Source organism: Imhoffiella purpurea (assembly GCF_000585215.1).
In the GTDB taxonomy this organism is placed as follows: domain Bacteria; phylum Pseudomonadota; class Gammaproteobacteria; order Chromatiales; family Chromatiaceae; genus Imhoffiella; species Imhoffiella purpurea.
The window spans coordinates 17,692-37,370 of the sequence record NZ_AONC01000030.1; the positions used below are offsets into that span (position 1 = coordinate 17,692).

Genomic DNA, 19,679 nt, shown 5'->3' on the forward strand with positions numbered 1-19,679 from the left:
ATTGTGATAGGCGTAACCGTACTGGGTGCGACCGGCTCCATTGGAGTCAGTACGCTCGATGTCATGGCTCGGCATTCCGACCGTTTCCGCGCCGTGGCGCTGACCGCCAACCGGGATGCGGAGCGGCTGGCCGAGCAGTGTCGGCAGCACCGTCCGCGCTATGCCGTCATGGTGGATCCGGACGCCGCGCGGCGTCTGGCCGATCTGCTCGCCGACATGTCGCAGCCGCCCGAGATCCTCACCGGGGTGGAGGGACTGGAGCAGGTCGCCGCGCTTCCCGAGGTCGACCATGTGATGGCGGCCATCGTCGGCGCGGCCGGTCTGCGTCCGACCCTGGCGGCGGCCAAGGCCGGCAAGCGCGTCCTGCTGGCGAACAAGGAATCCCTGGTCGTGGCCGGTGCCCTGCTGATGAAGGCCGTCGAAGAGAGCGGCGCCGAACTGCTGCCGATCGACAGCGAGCACAACGCCATCTTCCAGTGTCTGCCGCCCGATTTCTCCAAGGGCCTGGCCGAGGTCGGGGTGAGACGCATCCTGCTCACCGCCTCGGGCGGGCCGCTGCGCGACTGGCCGATCGAGCAGCTCTCCTCGGTCACCCCGGAGCAGGCCTGCGCCCATCCGACCTGGGCCATGGGGCGCAAGATCTCGGTCGATTCGGCGACCATGATGAACAAGGGGCTGGAGGTCATCGAGGCCTGCTGGTTGTTCGGGACCGATACCGACCATATACAGGTGGTCGTGCATCCCCAGAGCGTCATCCATTCCATGGTTCAATACGAAGACGGTTCGGTGCTCGCCCAGCTCGGCAACCCGGACATGCGCACCCCGATCGCGCATGCCATGGCCTGGCCGGAGCGGTTCGACTCGGGCGTAGCCCCGCTCGATCTCTTCGCCGTGGCCCGGCTCGACTTCCAGGAGCCCGACATGATGCGCTTCCCCTGTCTCGCGCTGGCCTTCCAGGCCGCTCGGCAGGGCGGTACGGCTCCGGCCGTGCTCAATGCCGCCAACGAGATCGCGGTGGCCGCCTTCCTCGATCGTCGCATCGACCTGCCGGGCATCGCCGCCGTGGTCGAGGGTACGCTCGACGCCATGCCCGAGGAGGGCGTCGAAGGGCAGGGGGTGGATTTCCTGCTCGACGTCGATCGCCGCGCCCGCGACTGCGCCGAGCACCTGGTTCAAACCCGTCGCTCCTGATCCCTGATATCGCCCTATGGATACGCTTTTCACCATCGGCTCCTTCCTGGTCGCCCTCGCGATTCTGATCGCGGTGCACGAATTCGGTCATTTCTGGGTCGCGCGCCGGCTGGGCGTCAAGGTGTTGAGGTTCTCGATCGGGTTCGGCCGGCCACTGCTGCGCTGGCAGCGCCATCCGGACGACACCGAATACGTGCTCGCGCTCTTTCCGCTGGGCGGTTACGTCAAGATGCTCGACGAACGCGAGGAGCCGGTACCCGAGGGCGAGCTGGGCCGGGCCTTCAATCGGCAGGCGTTGTGGAAGCGCTCGGCGATCGTGTTCGCCGGTCCCTTGTTCAATCTGCTGTTCGCCATTTTCGCCTACTGGGCCATCTTCATGGTCGGCGATACGGGCCTCAAACCGGTCGTCGCGGGCGTCGAGCCCGATTCCATCGCCGCCGAGGCAGGTTTCCAGCCGGGTGACGAGCTGCTGACCATCGGCGATCGTCCCGCGGGGAGCTGGGAGACGGCCGTCTTCGCCTTCACCGTGGATGCCATGAAGGGCCAGGACATGGTCGTGCGGGTACGCGATGATTCGGGTCTCGAGAGGGATCGCTGGATCTCCGGCGACACCGTCTCCAATCTGGCCGAGGAGCCCGACCTGATCGGCCGGCTCGGTTTTCAGCCGCGCCGTCCCGAGCTGCCCCCGGTGATCGGCGAGGTGGTCGCGGGCGAGCCGGCCGATCTCGCCGGTCTGCGGTTGGGTGATCGCGTCCTAACGGTGGACGGTTCGGCCATCACCTCCTGGAAGGCATTGGTGTCGTTGGTGCGCGAGCGCCCGGGCCAGACCCTGACGCTGGATGTCGAGGGCGCCGACGGTTCGCTGCGCGAGATTCGGATGACGCCGCGCGCGCTCGAATCCGAGGAGGGGGCGAGTGTCGGCCGAATCGGTGCCGGCGTTCTGGTGCCGGACGATCTCATGGACGGCTATCTGGTCGATGTCCGCTATGGCCCCGTGGACGCCATGCGTCAGGCCTTCGACAAGACCCTGGATACCAGTGTGCTGATGCTCAAGGTGATGGGGCGGATGCTGATCGGCGAGGCATCGATCCAGAATCTGAGCGGTCCCATCACCATCGCCGAGACGGCCGGTCGCACGGCGAGCTACGGGCTCGACTCCTTCGTCAAGTTCCTGGCCGTGGTCAGCATCAGCCTGGGCGTGCTCAACCTGTTGCCCATCCCGGTTCTGGACGGAGGGCACCTGATGTATTTCCTGATCGAGTGGATCAAGGGCAGCCCGGTCTCGGAGCAGGCCCAGATCCAGGGGCAGAAGGTCGGATTCCTGCTATTGGCCATGCTGATGACGCTCGCCTTCTACGTGGATCTGTCGCGGCTATTGGGCTGAATACACTGTTCCCTTATACTAGCGCGCCTTGGATGCCGACTTCTGGCTGACTTGGGCTTGATAAGGGGAACCCCTCTTGCGCGCGATCTCTCAGATTCTACGCGGTGGCGTCCGGCAAACCTATCTGCTGTTCGCCGTTCTTTTCTCCCCCGTTCTCCTCTATCCGAGCGCGGCCGCCGAGGCGGCCGTCTTTCAGGTCGCCGACATCCGGGTCGAGGGGCTGCAGCGCATCGCCCCTGGGACCGTTTTCAATTATCTGCCCGTCCAGGTGGGCGACACGGTCGGCGACGACGTCACCGGCGGGATCATCCGCGCCCTCTACCAGACCGGCTTCTTCGACGACGTGCGGGTCGAGCGCGACGGCAACGTCCTGGTGGTCTGGGTGCGCGAGCGACCGGCCATCGCCGAGATCAAGATCAGCGGCAACAAGGACATCGAGACCGAGGCGCTCACCAACGCCCTCGCCGATATCGGGCTCAAGGAGGGGCGGGTGTTCAACCGTTCCGTGCTCGACCGCATCGAGCAGGAACTGGAGCGTCAGTATTTCGCCCGCGGCAAGTACGGCGTGATCATCCAGTCCACGGTTTCGCCGCTCGAGCGCAACCGGGTCGGAATCGACATCGAGGTGATCGAGGGACTGACCGCCCGGATCAAACAGATCAACATCATCGGCTCCGAGGCATTCACCGAGAAGGAACTGCGCAAACAGTTCCAGCTCGGTCCCACGCGCTGGAATTCCTTCTATACCAAGAACGATCAGTATTCCAAGCAGAAGCTCGCGGGTGATCTGGAGACCCTGCGCTCCTTCTATTTGGACCGCGGCTACATCAAGTTCGACATCAAGTCGACCCAGGTCTCGATCAGCGCGGACAAGAAGGAGATCTACGTCACCGTCGTCATCGAGGAGGGCGAGCCCTTCCGCGTCAGCGACATCCGGCTCGCCGGCGAGCCCTCGGTTCCGGTCGAGAAGCTCTTTCCGCTGATTCAGCTCAAGCGCGGCGAATTCTTCTCGCGCAAGGCTACGACCGAGAGCGCCGAACGCATCTCCAACCTGCTGGGCGACGAGGGCTATGCCTTCGCCAACGTCAACACGGTCCCGGAGATCGACGACCAGGCTCATGAGGTCGCCGTCACCTTCTTCGTCGATTCCGGCAAGCGGGTCTATGTCCGCCGGGTCAACATGAAGGGCAACACCCGCACCCGCGACGAGGTGCTGCGCCGCGAGATGCGCCAGCTGGAGACGGCCTGGTTCTCGGCCGATCTGGTCCGCAAATCCAGGGAACGGCTCCAGCGTCTGGGCTATTTCGACGAGGTTTCGATCGAGACGCCCCCGGTTCCCGGGTCCGCCGATCAGGTGGACGTGGACGTGACGGTCAAGGAGAAGCCGGCGGGCAACCTGGCTGCCGGTGTCGGCTTCTCGCAGTCCCAGGGTATCCTGCTGAACGCCAGCATCACCCAGAACAACTTCCTGGGAACGGGCAAGAAGGTGTCCCTGGCGTTCAATACCAGCACCTCGACCCGTCTGTACCAGCTCGGCTACAGCAATCCCTATTATACGGTCGACGGCATCAGCCGCGGTTTCAACCTCTCGTATCGCGAGACCGACTACGACGAGCTGATCGGTGCCGACTACTCGACCGACGTGGGCGTCGCCGGCATGAACTTCGGTCTCCCCATCACGGATACCAGCCGCGCCGGGCTTGGCATCCGCTACGAGTACACGGATTTCACCGCGGGCCAGTCGGACGTCGCCCAGCAGTTCGTAGCGGACAACGGCAATACCTTCCACGATTTCATCCTGTCCGCCACCTATTCGGACGACACCCGGGACACGGCCATCTTCCCGACCTCGGGTTTTACCCGGACGCTCTATGGCGAGGTGTCGGTTCCGGGCAGCGATCTGCAGTATTACAAGGTCAGCTATTCGGAGCAGCATTTCGTCTCCCTGACCTCGCGCTATGTCTTCGCACTGTCGGGGGATGTCGCCTACGGTGACGGGTTTGGCGACACCGACACATTGCCCTTCTTCGAGAACTATTACGCGGGCGGTCCGCGCTCGGTGCGCGGCTGGGTCGCGAACTCGCTGGGACCGCGCGAGATCAGCACCGACGATCCGGTCGGCGGCAACCTCAAACTGGCCGGCAGTCTGGAGTTCTTCGCCCCCGCGCCCGTCGGCGGGCAGTTCGAGAAATCGCTGCGACTGGGCGCCTTCTTCGATTTCGGCAACGTCTGGGCGACGTCCGATTCCGATCTGCTGACCTCGACCGGGTTCGATCTGGGCGATCTGCGCTATTCCACCGGTCTGTCCGCGACCTGGCTGTCGCCGGTCGGGGCGCTCTCGGTGAGCCTGGCCTTCCCCCTCAACGAGGAGGATGGCGACGAGACACAGGTCTTCCAATTCGGGTTCGGTCAGACCTTCTAGTGGGTTGAGTGTGTTCGTGAAGATCCTTGCAATCGGCGTTTTCATGCTGCTGGCGGTGCTTCAGCCCCCGGCCATGGCAGGAGACTATCGTATCGCGGTGGTCGATCCCAATCGCGTGGTGGAGCAGTCGCCCCAGTACGAGGCCGCGCGCGACGCGCTGCAGCGTGAGGTCGAGGAGCGCGAGCGCACCCTGCGCGAACAGCAGGAACAGATCGCCTCGCTGCAGAGCAAGCTCGAGCGCGATGGCGCGCTCATGAGCGAGAACGAGGTGCAGCGGCTGCAGAACGACATCCGCAGCCGTACCCGGCGGCTCAAGTATGCCCGCGACGAATTCCAGGAGGATTTCGCCCTGCGTCAGAACGAGCTTCGGACCAAGCTGGGGCGCCAGGTCCAGGAGGTGGTCGTCGAACTCGCCAAGGAGCAGAAGATCGACCTCATCCTGAGCGATGGCCTGGTCTATTCCAATCCGCGGATCGACATCTCGGATCTGGTCATCGAGCGGCTCAAGGCCGAGTTCGAGAACAAGGCCGAGCTCGAGAAGAAGTGACGCTGCGGGTACGGCCTCCATCTCTCGCCCCGTTCCTCGGGTGGCGAGACGCATCACCATCGGAGAGAAGGCTTGGAGATCAATCTCACTGAGCTCGCCGCGCGTGTGGGCGCGTCCCTGCGTGGCGATGGCGATGTTCTGGTTTCCCGTGTGGCCCAGCTGAACCAGGCCGCCGAAGGAACCCTGTCCTTTCTCGGCGACGCCAAGTACCGCGCTCGCCTCGCCGAGACCAGGGCATCCGCCGTGATCCTGTCCGAGGCCGACGCCGACCAGTGTCCGGTTCCGGTCCTGGTCAGCAAGAATCCTTACCTGACCTTCGCCGAGGCGGCGCGTATCCTGCACCCGCCCGCGCCCGTGGTCGGCGGGGTGCATCCGAGCGCGGCGGTGGATCCGAGCGCGCGGATCGATCCGACGGCCTGGGTCGGTCCGCTGACGGTGGTCGAGGCCGACGCCGTGATCGGCGCCGGGGTCTTCGTCGGGCCGAGCTGCGTCATCGGCCAGGGCGTCCGGATCGGTGAGGATTCGCGTCTGGTCGCCCGGGTGACGCTGTGCGCCGGAACCCAGGTCGGGCGGCGCGCCTTGCTGCATCCTGGAGCCGTGATCGGGCGCGAGGGCTTCGGCTTCGCCCGCGATGGCGAGCGCTGGGTGCGGATCCCCCAGATCGGACGTGCCGTTCTGGGCGACGACGTCGAGATCGGGGCCAATACCTGTGTCGATCGCGGCGCCATCGGCGATACGGTTCTGGGCGATGGCGTCAAGCTCGACAACCATATTCAGATCGGACACAACGTCGAAATCGGCGACAATACCGCGATGGCGGCCAACACCGGCATCTCGGGCTCGACCCGTATCGGCCGCAACTGCACCATCGCCGGGGCGGTCGGCATGGCCGGCCACCTCGAGATCGCGGACAACGTGCATTTCACCGGCATGGCGATGGTGACCAAGTCCTTTCTGGAGCCAGGCGTCTACAGCAGCGGCATCCCGGCGATGCCGAGCGGCGCCTGGCGACGCAACGTGGCGCGCTTCAGACAGCTCGACGAGCTGGCGCGTCGATTGAAGCAACTCGAGACATCTCTGGAAATCATGAATCAAGCACAAGGGCGGGAGGAATCCTGATGGATGGATCGCATCCGGTGTCAGCGGATTCCGATCAGCAGCGCAGTCGCGCGGAGGACGTCATCGGCACCATGGATATCCATAAGGTGCTGAGTCTCTTGCCGCACCGCTATCCGTTTCTGCTGGTCGACAGGGTCGTCGATTTCAAGGTCGACGACTATCTGATCGCCTTGAAGAACGTCACCTTCAATGAGCCGTTTTTCACTGGGCATTTTCCTGTGCGACCCGTCATGCCGGGGGTCCTGATCGTCGAGGCGATGGCCCAGGCGACCGGGCTGCTGGCGATGGCCTCGCGGCCGGAAGAGGTCGGTGAAAAGTCGCTCTATTATTTCGTCGGGATCGACAAGGCCCGTTTCAAGCGTCCGGTGGAGCCGGGCGATCAGCTGATCATGGAGGTCAAGCTGGGGCCGGTGCGCCGCGGGATCTGGAAGTTCGATGGCGAAGCGCGCGTCGACGACAAGGTCGTGGCGACGGCCGAGATCATGTGCACGGCGCGGGACTTCACCGCTTGATCCATCCCTCAGCTCTGGTCGATCCAGGGGCCGAGCTCGACCCCAGCGTCGAGGTCGGCCCCTTCGCCGTCATCGAGTCCGGGGTCCGGATCGGTGCCGGGACCCGTATCGGTCCGCATGCCGTGGTGCGCGGGCCGACGTCGATCGGTCGCGACAACCGCATCTTCCAGTTCGCCTCGGTCGGCGAGGATCCGCAGGATAAGAAGTACGGCGGCGAGCCGACTCGCCTCGAGATCGGGGATCGCAATCAGATTCGCGAGTTCGCGACCCTGCACCGAGGGACGGTGCAGGACCAGGGCGTCACCCGCATCGGCGACGACAATCTCTTCATGGCCTATACGCATGTGGCGCACGACTGCCGTATCGGCAATCGGATCATCATGGCGAACGCCGCATCATTGGGCGGGCATGTCGAGATCCAGGACTGGGCCATCCTCGGCGGCTTCACCATCGTGCATCAGTTCTGCCGCATCGGCGCACACAGCTTCTGTGCAATGGGCTCGGTCCTGAGCCGGAACGTGCCGCCCTACGTGATGGTCGGCGGTCATCCGGCCGAGCCGCACGGCATCAACGGCGAAGGGCTGCGCCGGCGCGGATTCACCCCGGAGAGCATTCAGGCCATCAAGCGGGCCTACAGGTCGCTCTATATGTCGGGCCTCAAGCTCGACGAGGCGGTCCAGCGCATTCGCGGCATGGTCGACGACCAACCGGAGTTGGCGATTTTCGCCGACTTTCTGGCCGCGACCAATCGCGGTCTGGTGCGCTAGGAGCTCCGGATGCGTCCCTTCACTGTCGGTATCGTGGCCAACGAGGCCTCCGGCGATCTTCTCGGCGCGGCCATCGTTCGCGAGATGCGTCGTCTGTTCCCGGATGCGCGCTTCGTCGGGGTCGCCGGTCCCCACATGCTGGCCGAGGGGTGCGAGACGCTCTTCGAGATGGAACGATTATCGGTCATGGGGCTGATGGAGGTGCTGGGCCACCTGCGCGAGCTTCTGGGCTTGAGGCGGGCGCTGGTGCGCTATTTCCTCGCCGATCCGCCCGACATCTTCATCGGCGTGGATGCCCCGGATTTCAATTTGGGACTCGAGCGGCGTCTGCGCGAGTCCGGCATCAGGACCGCCCATCTCGTCAGTCCCACGGTCTGGGCCTGGCGTCCGGGGCGGGTCAAGGGCATTCGGCGCTCGGTCGATCTGATGCTGAGCGTCTTTCCCTTCGAGGAGACCTTTCTGCGACGGCACGGTGTGCCGGCGACCTATGTCGGTCATCCCTTGGCCGACGAGATTCCGCTGGAGGTCGACCGGGAGGCGGCGCGAGCCGCGCTCGGACTGCCGTCCGCGGGGACGGTCGTCGCCATCCTGCCGGGGAGCCGCGTCGGCGAGATGCAGCGCCTGGCCGCGCCCTTCATCGCGACGGCACGGCGTTGTCTCGACGCGCGGCCGGATCTGCGATTCGTGGTGCCCTGCGTGACCCCCAGATTGCGCGCCATGTTCGCCGATGCCCTGGCGCGCCTGGCGCCCGACCTGCCAGCGCTCCTGGTCGACGGACACAGCCGAGAGGCCATGGCGGCGGCCGACTGTCTGCTGACGGCCTCGGGTACGGCGACCCTGGAGGGGCTGCTCTTCAAGCGACCGATGGTGGTCGCCTATCGGGTCCATCCCATTTCCTATCATCTGGTGAAGCGGCTGGGGCTGATCAAGGTGCCCCATATCGCCATGGCGAATCTGCTCGCCGGGCGCGAATTGGCGCCCGAGCTGATTCAGTCGCGCTGCAGCCCCGAACTGCTGGCCCCGGCGGTGCTCGCCTTCCTCGAGGATCCGGCGCGGGTTGCCGAGATTCACTCCGAATACGCGCGGATCCATCGCGATCTGCGGCGCGGCGCGGCCGGCGAGGCGGCCAGGGTGCTCGTGGATCTGGCCGGGAGCCGGAGCACGTGACGCAGCTGCAGGGACTCGTCGCCGGTGTCGACGAGGCCGGCCGCGGTCCGCTGGCCGGACCGGTCGCGGCCGCGGCCGTGATCCTGGATCCGGCGCGTCCCATCGTGGGTATCAATGACTCCAAGAAGCTGACGGCGGCGCGCCGCGAACGGCTCGAGATCGCGATCCGCGACGGCGCGCTCGCCTATGCCGTCGCCTGGGCGAGCGTCGAGGAGATCGATCGGCTCAACATCCTCCACGCGACCATGCTGGCCATGCGCAGGGCGGTTGAGGCGCTGTCCGTGCGTCCCTCCCAAGTGCTCGTCGACGGCAATCGCTGTCCGGACTGGGATATGGATTCGCGCGCCATCGTCGGCGGCGATGCGAGCGTCATGGAGATCGGCGCGGCCTCGATCCTCGCCAAGGTCGCCCGGGACCGGCTATTGGTTCGGCTGGATCGCGATTTTCCCGGTTACGGCTTCGCCGTGCACAAGGGCTATCCGACCCCTGCACATCTGGATGCCTTGCGTCGGCTCGGTCCCTGTCCGCATCATCGGCGCAGCTTCGGTCCGGTGCGAAGGTCGCTCGCGGAATCGTCCGGCTAGTTCCGGCCTCGATCGCGATCCGCCGAATTGCGGCGAATCGAGCTATGATAGGTGCGCCGCGGTCGGGGGCATTGCCTCATCGGTCCCACCGCGTCTGGGGCGACTCCGTGCAATGCCTGTCTGTCCCTGGGTCAGGACGACGATGAGGCCTTTTCAGGACAATCCCCTTGGAGCGCCCGTCCGCCCCGACCGCCGTCGCTGGCCGCACCTCTGCGGCAGATCTCGGTGTTTCCTTCCATCTCATCGCGGGTGCGATCGTCCTGGTTGCCGCCTCGGTGCGTCTGTTCGGTCTGGATCACCTGCTGGTCTGGCACGACGAGGTCTTCACCCTGATCCGGGTCTTCGGTTACGCCCAGGCCGAGACGCTCTCGCACATCTTCAGCGAGACGCTGCTGACCCCGGCGGATCTGCTGCGCTATCAGATGCCCGATCCGTCCCTGACCTGGGCGGATGCAATGGCGGCCTTCGCCAGCCATCCCGAACATGCTCCGCTCTATTACATCCTGACCCGTCTGGCGACGGGGCTGCCGGTCGAGCCGATCGTAGCGGCGCGCGGTCTGTCCGCCCTGTTCGGCGTCCTGCTCATTCCGGCGATCTACTGGCTGATGCGCGAGCTTTTCGGCCGCGGACCCGTACCCTGGGTGGCGGCGATCCTGGTCGCCTGCTCCCCCCTGCAGCTCCTCTATGCCCAGGAGGCGCGTCAGTACGCGCTCTGGATGCTCATGCTGGTCGTCTCCAGCGCCGCGCTGGTCCGCGCCCTGAGGCACGACAGAAGGGGCGACTGGTGGATCTACGGCATCTCGGTCGTCTTGGGCTGTTATACCCATCTGCTCTTTCTGCTCATGATCCCGGTCCATGGACTCTTCGGGCTGGCCGACCAGATTCAGGCCCGGCGGCCGATCTCGCGTGTCAAGGTCCTGGCCATCCGCTGGTCGGTCAGCGTCCTCGCCGCGGTATCGCTCTTTTCGCCTTGGCTGTGGGTGCTGGCGAGGGGGCAGGAGCGGGTCGACCAGTTCACCGCCTGGATGACGAGGCCGATCGGCCTGACCGACATCCTCGCCGCCTGGTCGGACCATCTGGCGGCGGCCTTCGTCGACCTGTCCCCCGGGGCCGAGCCCTGGTGGGGGCTGCTCCTGATGCCTCTGATATGGGCGCTCTGGCGCTTCCTGCGTCTTGCACCTCGGTCGGGGATGTGGATGCTACTGCTCACCCTGGTCGTCTATGTGGGCGTCGTGCTCGGTCCGGATCTGCTGCTCGGCGGAAGCCGGTCGCTGCATGTGCGTTACGCTCTGCCGGCGATTCTCGCGGTCCAGCTGATGGTCGCCTGGGTCATCGGGCAACTGATCGCGGAGCCTTCCGGATCTCGTTCGAGGAGAGTTGGGGTGATCGCCTTGGCGGTTCTCGTGGTCCTGGGCGCCCTGTCCGAATCCCGCATCATGCTGGCCTCCACCTGGTCGAACAAGAATTTCAGCGCCAGCAATCTGGAGGTGGCCGAGGCCGCGAACGCCGGTGGCCGCACGCTGGTTCTGGCCAGCGCGTCCAGGTCGGGAATCGCGACCGGCGAATTGATCTCTCTGGCCTATCGTCTCCAGCCCCAGGTCCGGATCTGGGGTGACTCCTCCGACGCTCCACCGGTCATTCCTCCGGGCTTCGATCGGATGATCCTATTGAGCCCGTCCGAGGCGCTCTTGAGCGCGCTCGGGCCCCTGGGGACGCCCATCCCTCTGGCCGGAACCTGGCAGTGGTTCATCCTCGATGTCCCAGGCGGGGGTTCGAAGCCTGGGGGTGCGATCGACAGCTCGCAAGGCACCTAGGCCCTGGAGGCGCGCGGACCTCGGTCGCGTCGCTCGAATCAGCCATCCATTCAGATCCCAGCCATGAATCGCTCCATCAATTTCGTCATCCCGATTCTGATCGCACTCTTGACCGTCTCGGCCTGGTGGCTGCTGAACCAGCCCGCCGAGGAGCCGCCCTGGCCGAGCCGGATCCAGGGGTTCTCCTTCTCGCCGATGCGCGCCGACGACGATCCGAGCCGCAAGATGTTCCCCTCGCTGCTGGACATCGATGCCGATCTGGCGCTGCTGCAGGGCGATGCCCATGCCGTGCGGACCTATACGGTCGAGAGCACCCTGGCCGCGGTGCCGCGCCTGGCCGCCGCCCACGATCTGAACGTGACGCTCGGTGCCTGGATCGGAGACGACAAGGACTTCAACGAGGCCGAGATCAAACGGCTCGCCGATGTGCTCGCCGAGGGAAACCGCAACGTGGTCCGCGTGATGGTGGGCAACGAGGCCCTCCTGCGCGAGGACGTCGAGGTGGCGGAGCTGATCCAGTATCTGGACCGGGTGCGCAAATTCACCTGGATCCCGGTGAGCACCGCCGAGCCCTGGCACATTTGGCTCAAATATCCGGAACTGGTCGAGCATGTGGACTTCATCACCGTCCACCTGCTGCCCTACTGGGAGGGCGTGCCGTTCGACCAGGCGGTGGACTATGCGATCAACCGCTACGAGGAGGTCAAGGAGGCCTATCCGGGCAAGCCCATCATCATCGGCGAGGTCGGCTGGCCCAGCAACGGCCGGCGCAACCGCGGCGCCGAGGCATCGCCGAACAATCAGACGCGTTTCCTGCGCCGCTTCCTGGCCAAGGCGGAGTCGGAGCACATCATCTATTACGTGATGGAGGCATTCGACCAGCCTTGGAAGGCCAGGACCGAGGGGGCGACAGGGACCTATTGGGGCGTCTACGACGCCAATCGCGAGCCCAAGTTCGCCTTCAGCGAGCCCGTCGTCCGTATTCCGCACTGGCGCGAGCTGGCGGCACTGTCGGTCGTCATGGGCGTTCTGCTGCTGGCCTTCCTCTATCGCGACAGCGCGACCCTGTCCAAGCGCGGCAAGGGCTTTCTGGCGCTCATCACCTACGCCATCTCCACCGCGGCCGTCTGGATCGTCTACGACTACACGCGTCAGTACATGACCCCGGCGACCGCGATCGTCGGTCTGCTGCTGATGATCGGTGGTGTCGGCGTCATCGTGCTGCTGATGGCCGAGGCGCACGAATGGGCCGAGTCACTTTGGCTGCACCGATGGCGGCGTCCGTTCCCGCTGCGCTCGGTGCCCGATGCCGAGCTGCCCTTCGTCTCGGTGCACGTGCCGGCCTACAACGAGCCGCCCGATCTGCTCAAGGAGACGCTCGATGGTCTCGCGGCGCTCGACTATCCCCGTTTCGAGGTCCTGGTGATCGACAACAACACCAAGGATCCGGACGTCTGGCAGCCGGTCGAGGCCTACTGCCGCGAGCTGGGGCCGCGCTTCCGCTTCTTTCACGTGGACCCGCTGGCCGGCTACAAGGCGGGGGCGCTCAATTACGCTCTGCGCCAGACCGATCCGGCGGCCGAAGTGGTCGCCGTCATCGACGCCGACTACATCGTCAAGCCGCAATGGCTGCGTCATCTGGTTCCGGCTTTCGCCGATCCGGAGGTCGCGATCGCTCAGGCGCCGCAGGACTATCGGGATGCCGACGAGAATGCCTTCAAGGCGATGTGCATGGCCGAGTACCGCGGCTTCTTCCATCTCGGGATGGTTACGCGCAACGAGCGCAACGCCATCATCCAGCATGGCACCATGACCATGATCCGGCGCAATACCCTGGACGATGTCGATGGCTGGGCCGAATGGTGCATCACCGAGGACGCCGAACTCGGTCTACGTCTGTTCGAGGCAGGCTACAAGGCCTTCTACATCCCCTGCACCTATGGCCGCGGCCTCATGCCGGACACCTTCGCCGATTTCCGCAAGCAGCGCTACCGCTGGGCCTACGGCGCGGTGCGCATCCTGCTCCACCATTGGCGCGAGCTGCTGGGTGTGCGCAAGAGCGCGCTCTCGGCCGGGCAGAGGTATCATTTCGTCGCCGGCTGGCTACCCTGGTTCGCCGACGGGTTCAACCTGCTGTTCAACTTCGCCGCACTGGCCTGGTCGGTGGCCATGGTCATGTTCCCGCAGACGGTGACGCCGCCCTATATGACGGTCGCACTGGTGCCCCTGGTGCTCTTCGTCTTCAAGATGACCAAGAGCTTCTTCCTCTATCGTCGGCGCGTGACGGCCACGCTGCGTCAGAGCTTCGCGGCGGGTCTGGCCGGCCTGGCGCTGTCCCACACCATTTCGCGGGCCATGTTCGGCGGCCTGGTCACCGGCAAGCTGGGCTTCTTCCGCACGCCCAAGAGGGCGGAGGCGTCCGCCGTGATGCGTGCGCTGGCCGAGACGCGCGAAGAGGCCCTGTTCGGGTTCGCCTTCTGGCTCGCGGCGGCCCTGGTGATGCTGCGCGACGATGCCTTCATGCTGGACGTGCGGATCTGGGCCGCCGTATTGATGGTGCAATCCATCCCCTACCTGGCCTCGGTCTTGGTCGCGATCATCAGCGCCTCGAAGAATCTGTCGGCCGATCTGGTGGGGCCGATGGCCCATATGGATTGCGACGACATGAAAGAGCGCGAGCGGCCCGTGGCCCATGGATCCTGAGGCCATGCGCTGGTCTTGGCGCATCCTGAAATTCCCGGAAGGCGCGCGTGCTTCGTCTTATCGTCGACCGGATGGGGTCATTGAGAATGGACGTGCGGATCATGACTTGTTGGAGGGAGGCTGAAACAATTACATAGCATTAAGGGTTTACCCGAATAGGGTTTTCACTTAGACTGGCGGAAATTCGTGATTGTCATACACGCCTTGTCTTCATTGGGCGTGGTCGTTCCTAGACATGAGATTTGCGCCAATGATGAAAACCCTTGCTGCAGCCGCGCTGCTGATCCTGTTCCTGCCGATGGGTGGCGACGCGATGGCCCGGACCAATGTCGGTCAGGTCCAGAAGGGGATCGCTTCCTATTACCACGACAGTCTGCACGGCCGCCGGACCGCGAGCGGACAGGTCTACAACAAGAACCGTTTGAGCGCCGCCCACAAGACCCTGCCCCTGGGGACCAAGGTTCGCGTCACGGATACCAGAACCGGACGCAGCATCCTCGTCAAGGTCAACGACCGGGGGCCCTTCGTCAAAGGCCGTATCATCGACCTTTCGCGAAAGGCGGCCCGCGAGCTTGGAATCATCAAGAAGGGTGTCGCCAAGGTCGAACTCAAGGTCGTGAAGCTTCCAGGCTCCTGAGCCTCCGAGATCGCCCGGATCTATTCCCAGCGGAAGAGACGCGTGGCGATTCCGAGAAAGACCGCCGAGAGTCCCAGCAGCCATCCGATCTGTGGCAGGACGTCCAGAATGCCGCCGCCGTCGATCATGACGGTCCTGGCACCCTCAACCAGATGCGTCAGGGGGATCAGTCGCGAAAGATCCTGAGCGATCGCGCTGGTCCCCTCCATCGAGAACCAGACCCCCGACAGCAGCATCATTGGCCAGGACAACAGGTTGAGAAAGCCGTCCGCCACCTCCTCGTTGCGCAGTCGCGAGGAGACGATGAGCCCCATGCTGATGAGGCAGAGCCCGCCGGCGGTATAGATCAGAAACAGGGCCGGATAGGAGCCGCGCATCGGGGGATGCAGGACCAGGACGGCCACCAGATAGACGATGAGGCTGGCTGCCAGGACCACCAGGAGCCGCGAGATCACCTGCGCGGTGAGGAACTCCAATGGGCTCAGGGGCGTCGCCTTCAGGCGACGCAGCACGCCGTTCTTGCGATAGCGCACCACGACCCAGCCCACCCCCCAGAGGCTGGAGAACATGAGATTCATCGCCAGGATCCCGGGCAGGACCCAGTCGACGTAGCGCAATGGCTCGCCGCTCAATGCGCGCCGCCGTGGCACGTTTTCCGCCTCTGGAGCGTAGGCCGTCCGGAGCAGGCGCTCGGCGAGATAGCCTCGGGCCGAACCCTCGTTCACCCAATAGGAGGGCGCGCCGCGCAGGTCGAGCAGCAGATCCAGCTGATGGCGCCCGACCTTGGCGATCGCCGGCTCCGGGCTCGCATAGGGAATCCAGCGGATGTGCTCCAGTTCCAGGAAGGGCGAGGAGGCGCTGGCGATCTCGCCGTCCGGCGCGACGATTCCGACCTCGAACAGGTTCTTGTCGCGCTCGCTCGGAAAGAGAAAGGCGAAGGTCAGGATCATGATGATGGGCATCATGATATTCCAGGCCAGACCGGCGCGGTCGCGATAGAACTCGCGGTTGCGGGCGATCAGGATCGCGCGCGTTCGTTGCCACCACATTCCCGATGCTCCTGGGTGTCTTGGGGGGTCGGCTCAGGCACGCAAGGCGTGACCGGTGAGCTTGAGGAATAGATCCTCGAGATTGGGCGCTTCCAGTCTCAGGTCGCCGAGATCCGCTCCCAGCCGCTCCAGCTCGGCGAGCGTGGAGGCGACCTCTTCGGCATAGAGTTCGATCTCCCCGTCCTCTATGACCGCTTCGGGTGGCAGTATGGCGCCTTCGGGCCAGGCCGAATCCGGCAGTCGGATCACGCGCGAGGGGAAATGTGCCCGGATCAGATCGGCCGGGCGTCCCTCGGCGACGATGCGCCCCCGGTCGACGATGGCCACCCGGTCGCACAGCCTTTCCGCCTCCTCCATGTAGTGCGTCGTCAGGATGATGGTGGTGCCGCGCCGCTGCACCCGCTCGATCAGCCCCCAGAAGTTGCGCCGAGCCTGGGGATCGAGTCCCGTGGTCGGCTCGTCGAGAAAGACCAGCTCGGGCGAGTTGACGAGCGCGATGGCCAGCAGCAGGCGCTGGCGCTGTCCGCCGGAGAGCCTGCGGGTGTCTCGGTCCAGGAGTTCCGAGAGGTTGCAGAGACGGATCAGCTCGTCGCGATCCGCCCGGCGCTGATAGAGACTGGCGAACATCCGCAGCGATTCGCCGACGGTCTGGAAATCCTGCAGCGCGGTGGCCTGGAACTGGATACCGATCGACTGGCGATACTCTCGATCCAATGGGCGGCCCTTGAAGAGGATCTGACCCGAGGTCGGTCTCTGGATGCCCTCGAGCATCTCCAGCGTGGTCGTCTTGCCGGCGCCGTTGGGGCCGAGCAGGCCATAGCACTGACCCGGCTCGACCCCGAGGCTGATTCCGTCGACGGCGCGCACGCCCGGGTAGAGCCGGACCAGATCCCTGGACTCGATGAGTGCGCTCATTGGTCGATCGCTCGTGGCATCTTCGTTATCCGGTGTTCCGCATTCCGGCGGCGATGGCGTTGATGGAGCGCAGCAGTGGATCCAGCCACTCCTCCCGTTGTTCCTCGTCCTCTTCGGTGCGATAGCGTCCCAGCAGGGCGACCTGGATGTGGTTCAGCGGATCCAGATAGATGTTGCGGCGTGCCAGCGAGCGATGGAGATCCGGGGTCTCCTCCATGAGGACGCGCAGTCCCGCCACGTTCAATACCTGCGTCACGGTGCGTCTGTGCTCCTCCTCGATCGCATCGAAGATCCGCGCGGCCTGTTCCTGGTCTTCGGCGAGCTGGGCGTACTGACGCGCGATCCGCATCTCGGCCTTGAAGAGGGACATCTGGGTGTTGGACAGGAGGGCACGGAAATAGGGCCACTCCTCGTACATCCGCTGTAGCTTGGCCAGGCGCTCCAGGTCGTTGGCGCGATAGCGCTCAATGGCCTGGCCGATGCTGAACCAGGCTGGGATGGTATGGCGCGACTGGCCCCAGCCGAAGACCCAGGGAATGGCGCGGATGGACCCGAGCGAGCGGTCGGCCTTCTTGCGGTGCGAGGGACGCGATCCGATGTTGAGCAGTCCGATGCCGTCGAGTGGGGTGCATTCGTAGAAATAGTCGAGGAAGCCCTCGGTGTCCTTCACCAGTCCGCGATAGGCCTCCTCGCCGTAGCGGGCCAGCTCGTCCATGATGCCGAGATAGTCGTTGCGTTCCTCGTCCGGCGGCTCGATGAGACAGCGGCTGGCCTTGATCAGACCGCTGATGCCCATGGTCAGCTCGTAGCGGGCGGTCTCCGGATTGGCGTAGCGATAGGAGAGCACCTCGCCCTGCTCGGTGAACTTGATCTGGCCGTGTACCGTGTCGACCGGCTGGGACAGGATCGCCTCGTGGGTCGGCCCGCCGCCGCGCCCGACGGTGCCGCCGCGGCCGTGGAAGAGCCGGCAGGCCACGCCCCGGTCGTCGGCGAGCGCGATCACCTTCTTCTGGGCCTCGTAGAGGTTCCAGCTGGCCGAGAGGATGCCGCCGTCCTTGCAGGAGTCCGAATAGCCCAGCATCACCTCCTGCTGGTTGCCGGAGGCCTTGAGCAGCGCCTGGTAGGTCGGGTCGTCGAACAGGGTGCGCATGACCTGGTCGATGTGGCTCAGATCCTCGATGGTCTCGAACAGGGGCGAGATCTGCAGGCTGCAGAACCATCCCTGACGGTCCTTGCCGAGCAGTCCGGCCAGGCGCGCCAGCAACATCGCCTCCATGACGTGGCTGGCCGCGTGGGTCATGGAGATGACGTACTGGCCGAAGACCCGGTCGCCGATCTCGGCGCGCATCCGCGCCATGACCTCGAAGACCTCCAATGTCTCGCGGGTCTCTGCGGTCAGGGTCGCCTTGTCGATGACGAAGGGGTGCGGATGGGCGATGGCCTCGGCCAGCGCCATGAGACGCTGTTCCTCGTTGAAGGCCTGATAGTAGGGCGAGCCCGGCTGGCGGGCGAAGAGCTCGGTCACCGCCTGGGTGTGGCGGGTCGACTCCTGGCGGATGTCCAGATGGACCAGATGGAAGCCGAAGGACTCGGCTAGGCGGATCAGATCCTGCAGCGGGCCGTTCGCGGCGCTCGCGTCGCCGTGATGGATCAGCGAGTCGCGGATCAGATAGAGGTCGGCCAGGAAATCGCGGTCCCTGCCGTAGCCCTCGGGCAGGCCGTCGTGATCGCGGCCCTCCATGCGGGCGCGGATCCGGTCCAGGTTGGCCTGGAGGCGATGGCTCATCATGGCGAGCTTGCGCCGATAGGGCTCGTAGAGAAAGAGACGCTGGCTCTGCCCCATGGTCTCGATCCAGTAGTCCTCGTCCGCGTCGAGGCTGTCGAGGAAATCGGGGGAGGGCTGACAGAGTGCGCTGGAATGGCTGAGCATCCGGCGCAGCCGGCGGATGCGGTCGAGATATTCTTCCAGGATCAGCTCGGCATGCATGCGCACGGCCAGTTCGGTGGTCTCGGGCTTGACGAAGGGGTTGCCGTCGCGGTCCCCCCCGATCCAGGAGCCGAAGCGGATGAAACTGGGGACCTTGATCCCGCAATTGGGGCCATAGACGCGCCGGACCGCCTTGTCGAGGAAGCGGTAGACCGATGGGACCGCTTCGAACAGCGATTCGCGGAAATAGTGCAGCCCCTGGCGGATCTCGTCGGTCACCTGGGGCTTGTGGACGCGCACCTCGTCGGTCTTCCAGAGGATCTGGATCTGGGTCAGGATCTCCTGCAGCTTCTCCTCGAGCTCCTCCTCGTTGAGCCGACGGCGGTGCAGATCCTGGGCGATGAGGAAGATGCGGCGGAAGGTATCGGCGATGGTGCGGCGCTTGGATTCGGTCGGGTGCGCGGTGAAGACGGGGAGATAGACCAGATGCTCCAATAGGCTCTGGAAATTCTCCGGACTGACCCCGTCCTCCTGGAAGCCACGCACCGTATCGTCGAAGGAGCCGATCCAGAGGCGCTCGCCCGCGGATATGAGGTCCATCCGCGCCAGGTGGGCATTCAGCTCCTCGGCCGTGTTGACCAGGCCGAAGTAGATGTTGAAGGCGCGGATGACCTCGGACAGCGTTTGGGGATCCAATCCCTCGATGCGCTTCATGAGTCGGTCGCGCAATTCCGGATCTTCCTGCTCGCGCAGCTGCATGAAGCCGTCGCGCAGCCGTTCCACGATCACCAGCACGCGTTTGCGGCTGTGTTCGCGCAGAACCTCGCCCAATAGGGCGGTAAACAACTGAACATCGCGTTCGAGCGTCTGTTCCTGGGAAATCTCGTTCATCGGGGTCGATACTCGATGCCGACGGCCTCGGAATGGGGCCGGTGAGCCTC

General features: G+C 65.1%; 15 protein-coding genes. 12 read left to right on the forward strand and 3 right to left on the reverse strand.

All coding sequences use genetic code 11. The annotated features are described in order from the left end of the window. Positions 1-3: 3 nt before the first annotated feature. The 12 genes from ispC (at position 4) to D779_RS10795 (ending at position 14,847) form a co-directional block, all read left to right on the forward strand. Positions 4-1,191 carry a 1-deoxy-D-xylulose-5-phosphate reductoisomerase gene (gene ispC / locus D779_RS10740; protein WP_043753604.1) on the forward strand — a complete coding sequence of 396 codons (1,188 nt, stop codon included), beginning with the start codon at positions 4-6 and terminating at the stop codon, positions 1,189-1,191. 16 nt (positions 1,192-1,207) lie between these two features. Further along, complete coding sequence (rseP, locus tag D779_RS10745; protein ID WP_043753607.1) at positions 1,208-2,575, forward strand: RIP metalloprotease RseP; 1,368 nt, start codon at positions 1,208-1,210, stop codon at positions 2,573-2,575. Positions 2,576-2,651: 76 nt separating this feature from the next. Continuing rightward, positions 2,652-4,997 carry an outer membrane protein assembly factor BamA gene (bamA, locus tag D779_RS10750; RefSeq protein WP_043753610.1) on the forward strand — a complete coding sequence of 782 codons (2,346 nt, stop codon included), beginning with the start codon at positions 2,652-2,654 and terminating at the stop codon, positions 4,995-4,997. Positions 4,998-5,040: 43 nt separating this feature from the next. Beyond that, positions 5,041-5,544, forward strand: a complete 504-nt coding sequence (locus tag D779_RS10755) for an OmpH family outer membrane protein (protein WP_043753690.1) — start codon at positions 5,041-5,043, stop codon at positions 5,542-5,544. Between the two features lie 72 nt (positions 5,545-5,616). Beyond that, a complete protein-coding gene (gene lpxD / locus D779_RS10760) occupies positions 5,617-6,663 on the forward strand; it encodes a UDP-3-O-(3-hydroxymyristoyl)glucosamine N-acyltransferase (RefSeq protein WP_043753611.1) in 1,047 nt (348 codons plus the stop codon). Then, on the forward strand, positions 6,663-7,175 hold the full coding sequence (gene fabZ / locus D779_RS10765; protein ID WP_043753614.1) for a 3-hydroxyacyl-ACP dehydratase FabZ: 513 nt from the start codon (positions 6,663-6,665) through the stop codon (positions 7,173-7,175). The genes lpxD and fabZ overlap by 1 nt, the downstream gene beginning before the upstream one ends. Beyond that, complete coding sequence (gene lpxA / locus D779_RS10770; RefSeq protein ID WP_052348042.1) at positions 7,172-7,942, forward strand: acyl-ACP--UDP-N-acetylglucosamine O-acyltransferase; 771 nt, start codon at positions 7,172-7,174, stop codon at positions 7,940-7,942. Before fabZ ends, lpxA begins: the two co-directional genes overlap by 4 nt. Before the next feature lie 9 nt (positions 7,943-7,951). Then, positions 7,952-9,109 carry a lipid-A-disaccharide synthase gene (lpxB, locus tag D779_RS10775; protein ID WP_043753620.1) on the forward strand — a complete coding sequence of 386 codons (1,158 nt, stop codon included), beginning with the start codon at positions 7,952-7,954 and terminating at the stop codon, positions 9,107-9,109. Then, on the forward strand, positions 9,106-9,693 hold the full coding sequence (rnhB, locus tag D779_RS10780; RefSeq protein ID WP_043753623.1) for a ribonuclease HII: 588 nt from the start codon (positions 9,106-9,108) through the stop codon (positions 9,691-9,693). The genes lpxB and rnhB overlap by 4 nt, the downstream gene beginning before the upstream one ends. Before the next feature lie 167 nt (positions 9,694-9,860). Beyond that, positions 9,861-11,507, forward strand: coding sequence for a glycosyltransferase family 39 protein (locus tag D779_RS10785; RefSeq protein WP_052348043.1), 1,647 nt, complete (start codon positions 9,861-9,863; stop codon positions 11,505-11,507). 63 nt (positions 11,508-11,570) lie between these two features. Further along, positions 11,571-14,210, forward strand: coding sequence for a glycosyltransferase (locus tag D779_RS10790; RefSeq protein ID WP_043753626.1), 2,640 nt, complete (start codon positions 11,571-11,573; stop codon positions 14,208-14,210). 250 nt (positions 14,211-14,460) lie between these two features. Further along, positions 14,461-14,847 (forward strand): septal ring lytic transglycosylase RlpA family protein, encoded by a 387-nt coding sequence (locus tag D779_RS10795; RefSeq protein WP_043753630.1) that lies wholly within the window; start codon positions 14,461-14,463, stop codon positions 14,845-14,847. A 20-nt stretch (positions 14,848-14,867) separates the two neighbouring features. Here D779_RS10795 and D779_RS10800 read toward each other — a convergent pair whose 3' ends face one another. From D779_RS10800 to ppc, 3 genes are read right to left on the reverse strand one after another with little or no spacing between them, the layout of a single operon-like run. After that, complete coding sequence (locus tag D779_RS10800) at positions 14,868-15,896, reverse strand: ABC transporter permease (protein ID WP_043753633.1); 1,029 nt, start codon at positions 15,894-15,896, stop codon at positions 14,868-14,870. Positions 15,897-15,929: 33 nt separating this feature from the next. Further along, positions 15,930-16,811, reverse strand: a complete 882-nt coding sequence (locus D779_RS10805) for an ABC transporter ATP-binding protein (RefSeq protein ID WP_043753636.1) — start codon at positions 16,809-16,811, stop codon at positions 15,930-15,932. A gap of 25 nt (positions 16,812-16,836) precedes the next feature. Next, on the reverse strand, positions 16,837-19,629 hold the full coding sequence (gene ppc / locus D779_RS10810; protein ID WP_043753638.1) for a phosphoenolpyruvate carboxylase: 2,793 nt from the start codon (positions 19,627-19,629) through the stop codon (positions 16,837-16,839). Positions 19,630-19,679 lie beyond the last annotated feature (50 nt).

Bases quoted from the DNA above. Each gene is read 5' to 3' on its own strand.
- rseP (WP_043753607.1), top strand. From the start codon at position 1,208: ATGGATACGCTTTTCACCATCGGCTCCTTCCTGGTCGCCCTCGCGATT.
- D779_RS10755 (WP_043753690.1), top strand. From the start codon at position 5,041: ATGCTGCTGGCGGTGCTTCAGCCCCCGGCCATGGCAGGAGACTATCGT.
- fabZ (WP_043753614.1), top strand. From the start codon at position 6,663: ATGGATGGATCGCATCCGGTGTCAGCGGATTCCGATCAGCAGCGCAGT.
- lpxB (WP_043753620.1), top strand. From the start codon at position 7,952: ATGCGTCCCTTCACTGTCGGTATCGTGGCCAACGAGGCCTCCGGCGAT.
- D779_RS10790 (WP_043753626.1), top strand. From the start codon at position 11,571: ATGAATCGCTCCATCAATTTCGTCATCCCGATTCTGATCGCACTCTTG.
- D779_RS10795 (WP_043753630.1), top strand. From the start codon at position 14,461: ATGATGAAAACCCTTGCTGCAGCCGCGCTGCTGATCCTGTTCCTGCCG.
- D779_RS10800 (WP_043753633.1), bottom strand. From the start codon at position 15,896: ATGTGGTGGCAACGAACGCGCGCGATCCTGATCGCCCGCAACCGCGAG.
- D779_RS10805 (WP_043753636.1), bottom strand. From the start codon at position 16,811: ATGAGCGCACTCATCGAGTCCAGGGATCTGGTCCGGCTCTACCCGGGC.
- ppc (WP_043753638.1), bottom strand. From the start codon at position 19,629: ATGAACGAGATTTCCCAGGAACAGACGCTCGAACGCGATGTTCAGTTG.